At 40.7% G+C, this 14,979-nt stretch carries 14 protein-coding genes; 8 read left to right on the top strand and 6 right to left on the bottom strand.

Features of this window, described 5'->3' with window-relative positions:
• Positions 1-2: 2 nt before the first annotated feature.
• Positions 3-1,337 (bottom strand): dihydroorotase, encoded by a 1,335-nt coding sequence (locus IRJ18_RS09160; RefSeq protein ID WP_194105879.1) that lies wholly within the window; start codon positions 1,335-1,337, stop codon positions 3-5.
• A 68-nt stretch (positions 1,338-1,405) separates the two neighbouring features.
• On the opposite strand from IRJ18_RS09160, the gene IRJ18_RS09155 reads away from it, so the two are divergent.
• From IRJ18_RS09155 to gldC, 4 genes are all read left to right on the top strand, one after another.
• Complete coding sequence (locus IRJ18_RS09155; RefSeq protein WP_194105878.1) at positions 1,406-2,446, top strand: hypothetical protein; 1,041 nt, start codon at positions 1,406-1,408, stop codon at positions 2,444-2,446.
• A gap of 93 nt (positions 2,447-2,539) precedes the next feature.
• Positions 2,540-3,883 carry a DEAD/DEAH box helicase gene (locus IRJ18_RS09150; RefSeq protein WP_194105877.1) on the top strand — a complete coding sequence of 448 codons (1,344 nt, stop codon included), beginning with the start codon at positions 2,540-2,542 and terminating at the stop codon, positions 3,881-3,883.
• A 14-nt stretch (positions 3,884-3,897) separates the two neighbouring features.
• The gene (locus IRJ18_RS09145) at positions 3,898-4,176 is read left to right on the top strand and encodes a hypothetical protein (RefSeq protein WP_194105876.1); all 279 of its coding nucleotides are present in this window, start codon (positions 3,898-3,900) and stop codon (positions 4,174-4,176) included.
• Positions 4,176-4,505: a gliding motility protein GldC gene (gene gldC / locus IRJ18_RS09140; protein ID WP_194105875.1), complete on the top strand. Its 330-nt coding sequence runs from the start codon at positions 4,176-4,178 to the stop codon at positions 4,503-4,505. Before IRJ18_RS09145 ends, gldC begins: the two co-directional genes overlap by 1 nt.
• Before the next feature lie 47 nt (positions 4,506-4,552).
• On the opposite strand, the gene IRJ18_RS09135 is transcribed toward gldC, so the two are convergent.
• Positions 4,553-5,785, bottom strand: coding sequence for an MFS transporter (locus IRJ18_RS09135; protein ID WP_228072657.1), 1,233 nt, complete (start codon positions 5,783-5,785; stop codon positions 4,553-4,555).
• Between the two features lie 259 nt (positions 5,786-6,044).
• On the opposite strand from IRJ18_RS09135, the gene serC reads away from it, so the two are divergent.
• Both serC and IRJ18_RS09125 read left to right on the top strand, forming a co-directional pair.
• A complete protein-coding gene (gene serC, locus IRJ18_RS09130; RefSeq protein ID WP_194105874.1) occupies positions 6,045-7,112 on the top strand; it encodes a 3-phosphoserine/phosphohydroxythreonine transaminase in 1,068 nt (355 codons plus the stop codon).
• An 82-nt stretch (positions 7,113-7,194) separates the two neighbouring features.
• Entirely contained in the window at positions 7,195-8,148 is a 954-nt protein-coding gene (locus IRJ18_RS09125) for a D-2-hydroxyacid dehydrogenase (protein WP_194105873.1), read from the top strand.
• Between the two features lie 72 nt (positions 8,149-8,220).
• Here IRJ18_RS09125 and IRJ18_RS09120 read toward each other — a convergent pair whose 3' ends face one another.
• From IRJ18_RS09120 to IRJ18_RS09105, 4 genes are all read right to left on the bottom strand, one after another.
• Complete coding sequence (locus tag IRJ18_RS09120) at positions 8,221-9,618, bottom strand: MBL fold metallo-hydrolase (RefSeq protein ID WP_194105872.1); 1,398 nt, start codon at positions 9,616-9,618, stop codon at positions 8,221-8,223.
• 89 nt (positions 9,619-9,707) lie between these two features.
• Positions 9,708-11,534 carry an ABC transporter ATP-binding protein gene (locus tag IRJ18_RS09115; protein WP_194105871.1) on the bottom strand — a complete coding sequence of 609 codons (1,827 nt, stop codon included), beginning with the start codon at positions 11,532-11,534 and terminating at the stop codon, positions 9,708-9,710.
• Positions 11,535-11,570: 36 nt separating this feature from the next.
• A complete protein-coding gene (locus IRJ18_RS09110; protein ID WP_194105870.1) occupies positions 11,571-12,089 on the bottom strand; it encodes a hypothetical protein in 519 nt (172 codons plus the stop codon).
• A 10-nt stretch (positions 12,090-12,099) separates the two neighbouring features.
• On the bottom strand, positions 12,100-12,876 hold the full coding sequence (locus tag IRJ18_RS09105) for an SAM hydrolase/SAM-dependent halogenase family protein (protein WP_194105869.1): 777 nt from the start codon (positions 12,874-12,876) through the stop codon (positions 12,100-12,102).
• Between the two features lie 90 nt (positions 12,877-12,966).
• Between IRJ18_RS09105 and IRJ18_RS09100 the strand changes: the two genes are divergently transcribed.
• On the top strand, positions 12,967-13,929 hold the full coding sequence (locus IRJ18_RS09100; protein ID WP_194105868.1) for a PhoH family protein: 963 nt from the start codon (positions 12,967-12,969) through the stop codon (positions 13,927-13,929).
• 82 nt (positions 13,930-14,011) lie between these two features.
• Positions 14,012-14,956 (top strand): phosphoribosylaminoimidazolesuccinocarboxamide synthase, encoded by a 945-nt coding sequence (locus tag IRJ18_RS09095; protein ID WP_194105867.1) that lies wholly within the window; start codon positions 14,012-14,014, stop codon positions 14,954-14,956.
• Positions 14,957-14,979 lie beyond the last annotated feature (23 nt).

Below are 14,979 nucleotides of genomic sequence, written 5' to 3'. Positions count from 1 at the left end.
CATTACCTGCTAAAACTTAAACGTTTTCCGTTAATCCCCTCAATTAATTGGCCGTTCTCATAAACCAAATTGCCCGATACGATGGTATGCGTAACGGAACTATTAAAAGTTTGACCCTCGAACGGGCTCCATTTGCATTTATATAAAATATTGTCAGTCTGAACCTTATGGTGTTTATTTAAATCAACTAATACCAGGTCCGCCCAATACCCTTCACGGATAAACCCACGCTTTTCAATCTGGAAACATATCGCCACGTTATGCGCCATTTTCTCTGCTATCTGCTCCAACGTAATTTTGCCTTGATGATAAAGTTCCAGCATAGCCACTAAAGCATGCTGCACCAGCGGTCCACCCGATGGGGCTTTTAAATACGACTGAGATTTTTCTTCAAGCGTGTGTGGGGCATGGTCGGTAGCTATCACATCTATGCGGCCATCAAGCACAGCTTGCAGGATACCATCGCGGTCGCTTACTGTTTTTATAGCAGGGTTCCATTTAATGAAGTTTCCCTTGGTAGCATAATCCGCATCGCTAAACCACATATGGTGAATGCAGGCTTCGGCGGTAATGCGCTTATCTTTTAATGCTAACTGATTATCAAATAAATGCGTTTCTTTTTCGGTTGATATATGCAGGATATGCAAGCGTGTATTGTTCTTTTTAGCTAACTCAACAGCCATAGATGATGAAAGGTAACAAGCCTCTTCACTGCGTATTTTAGGGTGATAATCTATTGTAATGTTATCGCCTAAAATGTATTTATAATGCGCCAAATTACGTTGAATAGTAGCTTCATCCTCACAATGTGTTGCAATAAGCATCGGTGATTCTGAAAACAGTTTTTCCAGCGTAGTGGGGTTATCTACCAGCATATTCCCTGTCGATGAGCCCATAAAAACTTTAATGCCGCATACGTTGAGTATATCTGTTTTCAGCACTTCATCCAAATTATCATTACTTGCCCCCATAAAAAATGAATAGTTAGCCAATGATTTTTGTGCGGCAATAGCATATTTATTAGCCAGTAGTCCTTGCGTAAGCGTATTAGGTACTGTATTTGGCATCTCCATAAATGAAGTTATGCCACCTGCCACGGCTGCACGTGATTCGGTATAGATCTCGCCTTTATGCGTTAATCCCGGTTCACGAAAATGAACCTGGTCATCAATACAGCCTGGTAGTAGGTGAAGCCCCCCGGCATTGATCTCCTGATCGGATTTCGTATCAATTTGTTTATCAACACGTTCTATAAAACCATCTTTAATAAGAATATCGGCAACAAATTGCTGGTTTTCGTTAACTATAGTGGCTTGTTTAATGAGAATGGTAGGCATAGGGCAAAGATAACTTATTGTTGAAACTTCACATTTTTCATTTCTTTTTTTTCAGTTATTTTTATAGCATGAATCTTATTACTATTACCCGCAAAGTTTGTTTTGCTGTTTTACCTATTTTTATTTTCTCCGGCGCATTTGCCCAAGCCTTACAAAAATTGGAGATTGCACACGCCGATACCACTATAAAAAATAGTCTTTATAACAAGATTGACTTATTGGATGCCCGTATAGATACTACCAATTTGGGTACAGTACAGTTGGGTGCTTTTAACCGTAATGCTAAAATTGTTTTACAAAAGCCCCTGCGCGAACAGTTATCAACTTATCTCACAGGTATTACAGATCAATTTTCAACCGGGGGGCAATTGGTGTTGCGTTTAACTCAATATGAGGCTTATGAGGTGACAAAGAGTTTTTCAGAAACTGGATATTGCGCTTTGCAAGCAACGCTTTATTTGCAAAATGGAAACCAATGCCAGAAGATAACATCTATTGATACCTTAATTTCAATGAAATCGGGTATGGATGTTACTAAGGCCTTGCTCAAAGCAACGGGCTCTGTTTTGACCAATTTTATAAAGAACAATCTGATGAGCAAGCCCAAAGAGAACACTGGAATTACTTACGATGAACTTGTCAATTTAGATATGCTGGCTAAACAAAAATTAAGAGTGTATACTATTGATAAGTTTGTAGATGGCGTTTATAGTACCTACCAATCATTTGCCGCACAAACCCCCGATAAACCCATTAAAATTGAAGGATATGCGGTTTATCCTGATGTAGTTAAACAGGTTGAGCCAGATGGCAGGGTAACCAAAGTAAAAGGAAAAGATGTTTATGCCATTGTTTTTATGGGAACAGCCTACATTGCTACAAAAACAGACTATTACGAAGTAAAACGGGATAAGAATGATTTATACTTTACCGGCCAGATGAAAACAGGTGCAAGTGCAGGCGATCGTGTAGCTGCAGGTATGATGTTTGGAATGTTGGGTTCCATTATGATGGCTAATAGTCAGGCCACCTTTGATATGAAAGTCGATTATCGTAACGGGCAGTTTATTCGGTTGCGCGAAGTAATAAATTCACCAGCGGATCAATAATCCTTCTTGATAGAAGTTACATCTGCATGTCAAAACACCTTTGCCTCTTAGCTTTTACATTTCACCTCAACAAAAACGCTATCTTTGCTGGCTATGGCAGCAGCCTTCATCGATTTTAATTTTAACAAACAGGTTTTAAATGCAATAGCCGACGCCGGCTATACCGAGCCGACGCCCGTACAGCAAAAAGCCATTCCGCCGATACTAAACGGACAAGATGTAATGGGCATAGCGCAAACGGGTACAGGTAAAACCGCGGCCTACGTGTTACCTATTATTATGAAGCTGAAATATGCCCAGGGCGAGCATGCCCGTGCGCTCATTATTTCGCCGACCCGTGAATTGGCCATGCAGATCGAAGAAAATGTACAAGCATATTCAAAATACACCGATCTGAGGACTGTAGTATTGTACGGGGGGCTTGGGCCTAAAACACAAATAGAGAACATCAAAAAAGGTGTGGATATTATTGTGGCTACCCCCGGACGGTTTATGGATATTTATCTTGCAGGCCATATCCATACCAAACCATTGCAAGTGTTAGTGTTGGACGAAGCCGATAAAATGATGGATATGGGCTTTATGCCGCAAATAAACCGTATACTGGAAATAGTACCCCGCAAACGGCAAAACTTGTTGTTTTCGGCTACCATGTCGGATAAGATACATCAACTTGCCGGTAATTTCCTTGAATTTCCAACGGTAATTGAAGTGACGCCCCAGGCTACTCCGGCACAAACCATTACACAAAAACTTTACTATGTACCAAATGTAAAAACTAAAATAAACCTGTTAAGACGTTTGCTGGACGAGGAGGAAAACGCGATAACCAAACTGATCGTTTTCTGCAAAACCCGTGCTGTAGCTGAAGATGTTTATAAATACCTGGTACGTAAATACAATCAAAAGGAGGTTAAAGTACTGCACGCCAATAAAGGTCAGAATACGCGTATTAATTCCATCAATTCATTTAAAGATGATGAAGTGAAAATACTGGTAGCTACAGATGTGGCATCGCGCGGCATTGATGTAAGTAATGTAAGCCATGTAATAAACTTTGATGTACCGATGGTATACGAAGACTATGTCCACCGTATCGGTCGCACTGGACGTGCTTTACAAGCAGGGGAGGCTATTACTTTCTGTACACCTGCAGAAACTTATTACATGGGTAAGATTCAGAAACTGATAAGGCAAACAGTGGATGTATCTCCCATACCAGATGATGTTTTTATAGAAGAAACCCCTTACGAAGAACGCCAGGACCAGAACCGGGAAATAGATTTGCAGAAGCGAAAGGAAGATCCGGACTTTAAAGGGGCTTTTCATGAGAAAAAGACCATGAGCCAGCATAAAAAGTTCGATGCCAAAAAGTTGAAAGCCAATCCGCGCCTGGGGGCTAAAAATCCTACTAAGAAATTTAAAAAGAAACACTGACCTTTATTGCCAAAATGAAATTCAGAATAACACCACTAAACTTCGCGACAACTTTTTTTCTGGCTATTGCCGTTTATATATGGGTATATGGCGCGCAGATAACCGGCGCACAGTATCAGCAACTACATCTGGGAGGCATATTGGGCTGGATATTCCTGCTGTTTGCTTTCGTGGTGTTTGTGATTGATCTGATGTTCCGGAATTTCTTCCCGGAAACAAAAAAACTTTGGATAATTGAAACCAGCCTGATGGTGTTAATTGTGATACTATTTTTAATTGTTAAGAATAAATAATGAAGACTGCTGAAATAAAATTGATCGTTACGCTCGATGATAAAAACATGCCCGAGGCGATTACCTGGGAATCAACCGATGCTAATACTAAAGATGCTGTCCCGGTGAAAGCCATGAACCTTGCCGTGTGGGATCACAACTATAAAAACACCATGCACATTAACTTGTGGACAAAAGATATGCCTGTTGATGAGATGAAACGTTTTTTCCACGAGACATTGTTAACCTTAGGTGATAGCTTCCTGAAAGCTACAGGTGAAAAAAATATAATCGAAGATTTGCGTGATTATTGCGCACATTTTGCAGAGAAGATGGAAATTGAACGGTAGGTTAAGTTAAAGTCTTGAGTCTTAAGTACCCACTTATAACTTTAGGCTTAAGACTTCGGACTTAGAACAAACCGGTACAGAAACACGAAGCCTATAGAGGATATGCCACACATCAAAGCCATAATCCACCAAAGCATACTGAAGTGATTATAAAGGATGATTTGGCTGCCAACCGTTGGCGCCAGTATTTGTGCGGTTGACCACGACATGGAATATAATGCCGCATATTGCCCCCGGTTATGCTCGGAAGTGCGGACGATCCAAAAGGCATTCATAAAAGGCATGCTTATAATTTCGCCTATTGTGATTAATACCATTACCGTAATAGCCGAAAACTTACCCGGTACCAATACATTGAGTAATAGGAAAGCAACCCCAGTGATAAAAATGCCAAGGCTGATATATTTAAGGGGGTGGCGCTTACCTTCAAGGTTGTAAACTATCACCATTTCTATAAAGGCAATTAATATGCCGTTCAGCGCCATTAAAAAGCCAATAAACTGCTCGTTTAAATGCCACTCAGTTTTATAAAATAATGGTTGTATAGTAAACATCTGAAAGAAGCAGGTGGCAAACAGGGTAGCTAATAAAATAAATACCAAATAAACCCCATCACGGTAGGCTGAAGAAGGTATATTACTGATATCTGTTTTATGTACCGTTTTTGTAAAACCCGAACGCGGCAGCAATTTCAACAAAAACACCGCGGCCAAAATATTTGTACAACCATCAACCCAAAACAACAGGTGGTAATTGAATGATGCTAAAAACCCACCGATTGCGCCGCCAAATGCCCACCCAAGGTTAACAGCCAAACGATTTAGTGAATAGGAACGCGTTTTGTTTTCGCCCGAGCTATGATATGCAATTGCCGTAGAGTTTGCCGGGCGAAATGCCTCGTTGCATAAACTCAGTATAAACGTAAATATCCCAAGCGTTAAAAAAGTATGCTGAAACCCTAAGAGAATAAACAATACCCCACCCGAAAATAAAGCAAATACCTGGACATCATAAAACCCATATTTATCGGTAAGCCTGCCACCTAAAAACGCGCCGCTGATAGATCCCAAACCAAATATGCCCATAATCCAACCGGCCTGTGCAATGCTAAAATGCAATTGCTGGGTACAATACAAAGTCATAAACGGTATTACCATGGTACCGCTGCGGTTAATCAGCATCACCAATGATAGGTACCAGCTGTTAAGAGATAATCCGTAATAAGCTCGTTTGTATAATTGGATAGGAGATAGCATTTGAACAAAGATAGGTTTATCCATTATTCAGCAAACGATTGTGATGAATATAACCTGCTTGTTGAAAACTAATTTAAATGGTCATTTAAGTATAAATGTCTACTAAAACAGTCGTTTTATACAGTATTGATTGCGAAACACTTACTTAATTATTCACATTGATACTTTTTTTGCAACAAAAACAACAATTTATCATCAAAATTATATTTCAATTATTTACCTTCGGGGCGTCATTAAAGCTCGCCCGATAAAATGATAAGGCTTTAATTTAATCAATTATACAATGAAACATAATTTTGGTGCCGGACCAGGCATATTACCACACGAGGTATTGAAACAGGCCGCCGCAGGCGTTGTTGATTTTAACGGAATTGGTTTATCTATCCTTGAGATCTCGCACCGATCGCCTGATTTTGAAGCCGTTTTGGATGAAGCGGTTAAATTGGTTAAAGAAGAATTAGGTGTACCTGAAGGTTATTCGGTATTATTTTTACAAGGTGGTGCCAGCACCCAGTTTGCTATGGTACCCTATAATTTGTTACCAGAAAATGGTAAGGCTGCCTATGTAGAAAGCGGCGTATGGGCTAACAAGGCTTTAAAAGAAGCAAAATTCTTTGGTAACGTTGAAGTAATAGCAACCGCGAAAGATGCCAATTTTACTTATATCCCCAAAGATTACACCATACCTGCAGATGCAGCATACCTGCACCTCACATCAAATAACACTATTTACGGTACACAACTGCAGGAATTCCCGGCATCACCAATACCGGTTGTGTGCGATATGTCGTCGGATATATTTAGCCGCAAGGTTAACGTGGCCGATTTTGGTTTGATATATGCAGGTGCGCAAAAAAACATGGGCCCTGCAGGCACAACGTTAGTTATTGTTAAGAATGAATTATTAGGCAAGGTAGATCGCAAGATACCTTCGATGTTTAATTACCAGGTACAAATTGATGGTGGTTCAATGTATAATACACCGCCGGTATTTGCCATTTATGTATCTATGCTTACGCTGCGCTGGTTAAAATCAAAAGGCGGGGTTGAAGCTATTCAAAAAGAGAACGAAGCGAAAGCTAACGTGCTTTATGAAGAAATAGACCGTAACCCTTTGTTTAAAGGCGTGTGTAAGGTTGAGGACCGTTCGCACATGAATGTATGCTTTGTGGTTGAAAACCCTGAACACGAAAAACCTTTCCTGAAATTTGCCGAAGAACGCGGCATTGATGGCATTAAGGGGCACCGTAGCGTTGGCGGTTTCCGTGCGTCTATTTATAACGCACTGCCTATTAGTAGTGTATATGTATTAATTGAAGCAATGCAGGAGTTTGCAGAGAAGAATAAATAGTTATCCCCTAACCCCCTGAAGGGGGAATTAAAAACTGTTCCCAGGCTCCCATTTAGGGGCTGGGGGCTAAATAATTAATAAAATGATCAAAATATTAGCTAATGATGGTATTGACCCGATAGGTAAAAAATTACTGGAAGAAGCCGGGTTTACTGTTGATACAAATAATATACCTCAGGATGAACTACCTGCAAGGTTAAATGAATATGATGTTATTACTGTGCGCAGCGCAACAAAAGTACGCAAGGCGCTTATTGATGCAGCACCAAATTTGAAAGTTATAGGTCGTGGTGGTGTAGGTGTAGATAATATTGATGTGGAGTATGCGAAAGAAAAAGGCATACCTACCTACAACACTCCTGCTTCGTCATCTTTATCGGTAGCCGAATTGGTATTTGCACACCTGTTTACCGGTATCCGCTTTTTACAAGACAGTAACCGTAAAATGCCTGTAGAAGGTACTACCAAATTTAATGACCTGAAAAAAGCTTATGCTAAAGGTATTGAACTGCGTGGCAAAACTATCGGTATACTGGGTTTTGGCCGTATTGGCCGGGAAGTAGCAAAAATTGCTATTGGCCTGGGCATGGATGTTTTGGCCTACGATCTATTCCCTTTTAACCCTGAAGTGGAAATAGTTTTAGGTTGCGGCGGTACTAAAGTGAACGTAGCTGTTAAAACTGCTACGCAAGAGGAAATTATTACACAAGCTGATTTCATTACCCTGCATACGCCATTTATTGAAAAACCAATATTAGGCGCTGCTGAGTTTGAAAAAGTGAAAAAAGGTGTAGCTGTTGTGAATTGCTCTCGCGGTGGTTTAATTGATGAAGCTGCATTAATTGCTGCTTTAGACAGTGGTAAAGTAAGCTTTGCCGGATTGGACGTTTATGATAACGAACCAACACCAAATGAAGCTTTATTGAAACATCCTAAAATATCATTAACCCCACACATAGGGGCAGCCACTAATGAGGCACAGGAACGTATTGGTACCGAACTTGCAAGTTTGATAATCAATCATTTTAAGCAATAACACCTCACAATTTTCTAAAATAATCCTTACGGGATATAAGGCCTCGATAAAAATCGAGGCCTTTTTGTACTATTAAAGTTCGTAAACCACTCCTTTTTCAGGAATAACAACCGGGTAGCCATCAGCCTCCAATGCATCGGCCATAGCCTGCATGCTCGTAGTTTCGCCATGCACCAGGAATACATTTTTTAACTTGGTTTTATCTTGTTGTAATACGTTACCCATTAAATCTTCATGGTCGCCGTGGGCACTTAGCACGTCGGTTTGTTTAATAGTAGCATATACGGCCAGTTCGCGGTCTTTAATATGGACGATAGGGTCGCCACGTAGCAAACGATGACCCAAAGTGCCTTTGGCGCAATAGCCGATAAATAGGATAGTACAATAATAATTCTGAATGTTATAGAACAGGTGATCCTGTATACGCCCGCCTTCCAGCATACCGGCTGACGAGATAATAATACAAGGCTCGAAGTAATTGCTGATTTGTTTACTCTCCCTTATATTCTCGATATAAGTAAGGTTCTCAAATTCAAATTCATCCCCTTGTTGATCGTAAAAATCCTTTGCTACCTCGTTTACTAAATGGTGATGTTTGCGATAGATCTTTGTTGACTGAGTAGCCATAGGGCTATCTACAAAAACCTGTACGGGTGGTAATAAGCCACTGCTGAATATTTTATTCAGGCTAAACACCAACGATTGTGTGCGCCCGATACTGAATGCAGGGATGATCAATCGCCCGGGTTCTTTAATACATGCTTTTTCAATTACTTCCACTAAAGTCTCTTCAACTGTTTTTCCCTTAGTGTGCACCCGGCCGCCATAGGTAGATTCGGTGACTAAATAATCTACCGGAGGCAGTGGTTCAGGGTCATTTAAAACAGGGTAACCTTTGCGACCGATATCACCGGTAAAGCCAATTGTTTTTGCTATCCCATCGTCATTAATCCTGAATATGGCTGCCGCCGCGCCTAATAAGTGTCCAACAGGAGTGAAGGTTAACTCAATATTATCGGTTATTTTAAATGGTTTATTAAAACCAATGGTCACAAAACGCTCAACCGTGTCCATTACATGCTTTTGCAAGTATAGTGGCTGATTGTTAGTATTAAACTTGCCCTTCCGTTTGCTGTATTTACGGTTCTTTTCCTGCTTGCTCATAAAAATACTTACCGAGTCGAATAGCAATAATTCGGTTAAGTCGGCAGTAGGTGGGGTGCAAAGTATTTGTCCGTTATAACCTAAACGCACCAGCGTAGGGAGGTTTCCAGAATGATCGATATGAGCGTGGGTCAGTATCACCACATCAATATCGGCTGGATTAAAAGGAAAGTCTTCGTTCGATTGTAAACTGCGTTCTTTATCATAATCAAGTCCGCAGTCTACCAGTATTTTATATTGGCCAACTTGCAGCAGGTGCATACTTCCTGTAACTTGCTGTGCAGCCCCGTGTATGGTTAGTTTCATGTGTTATGTTGTACGTAGTACATTCTAAGTCTACGTTTTATAGCTTTAATTATATTATTCAATCGTATAACGTTGAACATAAAACTTAATTAACTCACATCAAATTGCAACTGACTGAGGTAGCGATATAAGCCCTGTTCGTTGGCATTAAGTTCGTCGTGAGTGCCGCTTTCAATGATCTCGCCCTTTTCAATTACGATGATCTTATCAGCTTCGCGGATGGTGGATAACCGGTGTGCTATGATAATGGATGTACGGTTTTTCATTAACTCTTCCAGTGCCTCCTGTACCAAACGTTCAGATTCAGAGTCTAATGATGAGGTTGCTTCATCCAATATCAGTATCGATGGGTTTTTTAACAACGCCCTTGCAATAGCAATACGCTGGCGTTGGCCGCCGGATAGTTTTACGCCACGTTCGCCCACAATGGTTTCATAACCCTCGGGAAAACCAGTAATAAACTGATGCGCGTTGGCGCGCTGTGCGGCTTTAATTATTTCATCTTTTGTAGCAGACAATTTGCCGTAAGCGATATTTTCCATTATTGTACCGCCGAATAATAAAACATCCTGCGGTACAATGGCTACCTGGTTCCGGATATCGGTTAACGAATAGGTATCTGCATCGCGGCCGTCAAACTGAATAGTGCCGGCCTGTGGATGATAAAACTGCAAAATAAGCGATGCCGTAGTTGATTTACCCGAACCGCTGGGCCCAACTATTGCTATCTTTTGCCCGGCTTTGGCTTCAAACGATATACCTTTTAATACAGTGATCTCGGGCCGGGAAGGATAGGCAAATTCAACGTTTTTGAAAGTTAAATTACCTTCAATATGCTCAACAACGGCGTTATTGTTTTCAACCATTGCTATAGGCTCACCGTGTTCGCTTAAAATTTCCAGCACACGCTCGCTGGCGCCAATAGCTTTTTGTAAGTTGGCATACAGGTCGGGGAAGCTGCCCATGGCCGCACCAACAAAAATGGAATACAGTACAAATGTGGTCAACTGACCCGGTTCAATATCATGGTTATGTATAAGTGTGGAACCATACCATATTACACCTACAAATGTGCCGAACAGGCAAAACACAATAAACGATGCAAATATCCCTCTGAATTTGGCGCCTTTCACGGCAATGCCAACAACTTCGCGCAAAATTTTATCATACCGCCCTGCTTCATAAGCTTCATTTACAAAGGCCTTAACATTGGCTATGCCCTGCAGTGTTTCTTCCACAACAGTATTTGACTCGGCTAGTTTATCTTGTGCCTGGCGGGATATCTTGCGGATAAAGCGACCAAAAACTACCGCAAACACAATTAAAAAGGGCAATATACTTAATAGCACCAGTGTTAGTTTAACAGATACGATGATCAGTAATGTTACACTGCCAACCATAATGATCAATTGCCTTATCATTTCGGCAATAGTTGTAGTTAAAGTGTCTTGTATCTGGGAAAGATCGGCAGATATGCGGCTGTTTAATTCACCAACCCGGCGGTTGGCAAAGAAATTCATTGGCAGGGTGATCAATTTAAAGTAGGTATCGCGGCGAATATCTGCCAGCGACTTTTCTGCCACTTGTACAAAAAATACTACTCTGAAAAACGAAACAAAGGCCTGGCCAAATAATAGCGCAAAGCCAAACAGGCCAATAGCATTTATGCTGTGAGGGAAAAACTTGTTTTTGTAGATACCTTTGGCCGCATCTATAAGTGCGCCAAGTATAGCCGGGAAGGCTAAGCCTGTTAAGCTGGATATGAACAGAAAAATTAATGCTATGATGAATTTACCGCTATAAGGCTTTAAATAGGAGAGTAGCTTTGCTACATTTTTTATACTTTGTCTGTTTATTTTTGCTTTAGGTAGGTCAATTTCTGCTTTACTACCACTATTCAATCTTCCTCGGGCCATTATTTATAATCTCGATTGCTAATTCAATCCGCAAAGCTAAGAGTTAATAGCACGTTTTCGGTTGATGATAAATAAAATTGACAAAAACATGAGCGCGATGATGGCAAATAATATTTTTTCTATCATCGCCTGATGGGCTTGCTCATCTTCAGCTGTTTTTTTCAGCGTATCGATTTGATTTCGAAGTTTATTTATCGTGGTCATATAACCCAGTGTGCTCTTCTTCACACTTTGTACCTGGTTTTGCACTTGTTTTTGTTCAAATGCCCTATAATCCAACAATATTTTTAGCTGTATAAATATTTCGTCGTCGGTAGCAACTATATCTGTTAAAATATCGTTAGACCGGCGGATATCCTTTTTGGTTTGTAACCCAAATATCCCTGTATGCTTGCTTAGACTTTGTTCATACTGACCATATTTTTCCCGGCGCACAGCCAGCATCCCATTTATTTTTTTACGCTGTAGCTGATAGGCAAGGGAATCTGATTTAGTTTGCGCGCAGGCAGAGAGCACTGCGAAAAGCAGCACTATGTGAATAATGACCTTTTTCATAACGTAAGGGTTACTGAAAATCGATGATAACGCTATCACCCAAGTTTAACCCTAATAACCCGCTGGCGTTGCCTTTGTTTATGGCAATCTCTAAATGGTCGCTAATGCCAAACAGGCAAAGTTTTTCGCCTTCCTCTACTTCATTATAGTACCAACTTAGCTGGTTAATTACCTCGTTGCGTTTAAAGTACAACGTAAAGCGCCGCCCTTGTTGTATTTGCATAAACAAGTCCTTCGTTACATTAGTGATCACGTTCTGAAACGAATCGATATAGATAACCATCCCTTTTATCAGGTTTTTCTCTATCACCGGTTGCAGGTTCATTTTCTTTTCAACCGTTTCAACAGGCACACCAATATCGGTAAGTTTAGCGCCCTGGGCCAGTTTGCAGGCGGCCTTTACAAATATATCTGTTAGTGGAAAGTGCAAAAATTTCAAATCCTGCATAATGGTAATTTCCACCATCTCATCAGGATCAGTATTAAACATCAGCGAAAATATGCCGTTATCGGCTCCCACAAAATAATGGTTGCGATATTTTACAGCAAGATATTTCACGTTGGTATTATAAACCGTATCAATACCAATCAGGTGTACTGTTTGCTCGGGAAAATAGTAGTAACTATTTTTTAAGATGAACGCGGCTTGTTGTATATTAAAGGCGGTAACGGAATGGGTTATATCAACTATGTTGACCGTTGGCAATACTTTCAGGATGCTTCCTTTTAAGGCAGCCTGGTAAATATCTTTGTCGCCAAGGTCAGTAGTTAATGTAATTATTCCCATTAATTATATCATATTTTATTGCTAATCTTGTACAAGCATTAGGCGCTACAAATATTCAATTTTTTAATCATAAAAAATCATCAAATACTGTTGAACGAACTAAAATTATCAATAGAGCATATTAACCCGGCTGTACTATGGGGGCCTAATAATGATCATTTCGAGATCATCAAAAAGCAATATCCTAAACTAAAAATTGTTGCCCGCGGCAGCGATGTGAAAATATTGGGTGAGGAGCAAGAACTGACATCTTTCAATACCAAATTCCAACAACTTGTTGACCATGTAGATAAGTTCGAATCGCTCACGAGCATTGATGTAGAACGCATATTCGGCGCGAAGGCCAGCCCTGCGCCGGCCGCATCTGCCGAAGGAGCAGATAAATCTACTACCGGTGAGGTAATTGTATTTGGGCCTAATGGGATTATGGTGAAGGCCCGTACTGCTAACCAGCGCCGTATGGTGGATAGTATCGCTAAAAATGATATCCTGTTTGCAATTGGCCCGGCTGGTACCGGTAAAACATATACCGCGGTAGCGTTGGCTGTACGCGCCCTGAAGAATAAAGAAATTAAGCGTATTATACTTACCCGCCCCGCTGTTGAGGCAGGGGAGAACCTGGGCTTTTTACCGGGCGATCTTAAAGAAAAGATAGACCCATATCTGCGCCCGTTGTATGATGCGTTAGATGATATGATCCCTGCTGAAAAGCTGAAACTGTATCTGGAAAACCGTACCATAGAAATTGCCCCTTTAGCATTTATGCGCGGCCGTACGCTGGATAACTGTTTTGTGATATTGGACGAAGCTCAAAATGCAACGGATATGCAGTTGAAGATGTTTTTAACCCGTATGGGTCCATCGGCTAAGTTTATTGTTACGGGTGATGTTACTCAAATTGATTTACCCAAAAAGCAAATGTCGGGCTTAAATACTGCCTTACGTATATTAACAGATATTAAAGGTATTGATTTAATTTACCTGACCGGTGAGGATGTTGTCCGCCATAAACTGGTAAGGCGTATACTGGAAGCTTACGGCGATATACAGTAGTGATTAGTTGCGAGTAACGAGTTTTGAGTTAACCATATAGCACCAAAACTCATTACTCAATACTCAGAACTCAAAACTAACTATGAACTCTATTAAAGAAACCAATTTCACATTTCCCGGTCAAACCGGTTTTTATAAAGGGAAAGTACGAGATGTTTATACCATACAGGATAAGTACCTGGTAATGGTGGTATCCGACAGGATATCGGCATTTGATGTGGTTTTACCCGAAGCTATTCCGTATAAAGGGCAGGTATTAAACCAAATAGCTGCTAAATTTTTAAAAGCAACCGAAGATATTGTACCTAACTGGGTTGTAACTGTTCCTGACCCAAGTGTTACCATAGGCCGTATTTGCGAGCCATATAAGGTGGAAATGGTAATACGCGGTTATTTAGCCGGCCATGCCTGGCGTGAATATAGTGCCGGAAAACGCCAGGTTTGCGGTGTGACTTTGCCTGATGGTTTGAAAGAAAATGATAAACTTCCTGCTCCAATAATTACACCTACAACCAAAGCCGCGGTAGGGCACGATGAAGATATTTCTAAGGAAGATATCCTGGCCAGAGGAATTGTATCTGCAGCTGATTATGAAATGCTGGAAAAATATACCCATGCCATTTTTGCCCGGGGTACTGAAATAGCTGCTAAACGCGGATTGATACTGGTAGATACTAAATATGAATTTGGTAAGGTGGGCGACACCATTTACCTGATAGACGAGATACACACGCCCGACTCATCCCGTTATTTTTACAGTGAAGGTTATGAAGAGCGTCAGCAAAAAGGTGAGCCGCAGAAGCAGTTATCGAAGGAATTTGTGAGAAAATGGTTGATTGAGAATGGCTTCCAGGGGAAAGACGGACAAACAATTCCTGAAATGACGCCGGAAATAGTCAATTCCATTTCTGAAAGATATATTGAATTATATGAACAGATAACGGGGGAAGCCTTTATTAAAGCTGAAGCCGGCAATGTTTTGAATAGGGTAGAACAGGCAGTGAATACTGCATTGAAGCAATTGTAGGATATATAAATTAATTATATCTT

The organism is Mucilaginibacter boryungensis, assembly GCF_015221995.1.
Lineage (GTDB): Bacteria > Bacteroidota > Bacteroidia > Sphingobacteriales > Sphingobacteriaceae > Mucilaginibacter > Mucilaginibacter boryungensis.
Note: the sequence above shows the minus strand (reverse complement) of the source record. Positions and strands in the feature narration are given on the sequence as shown.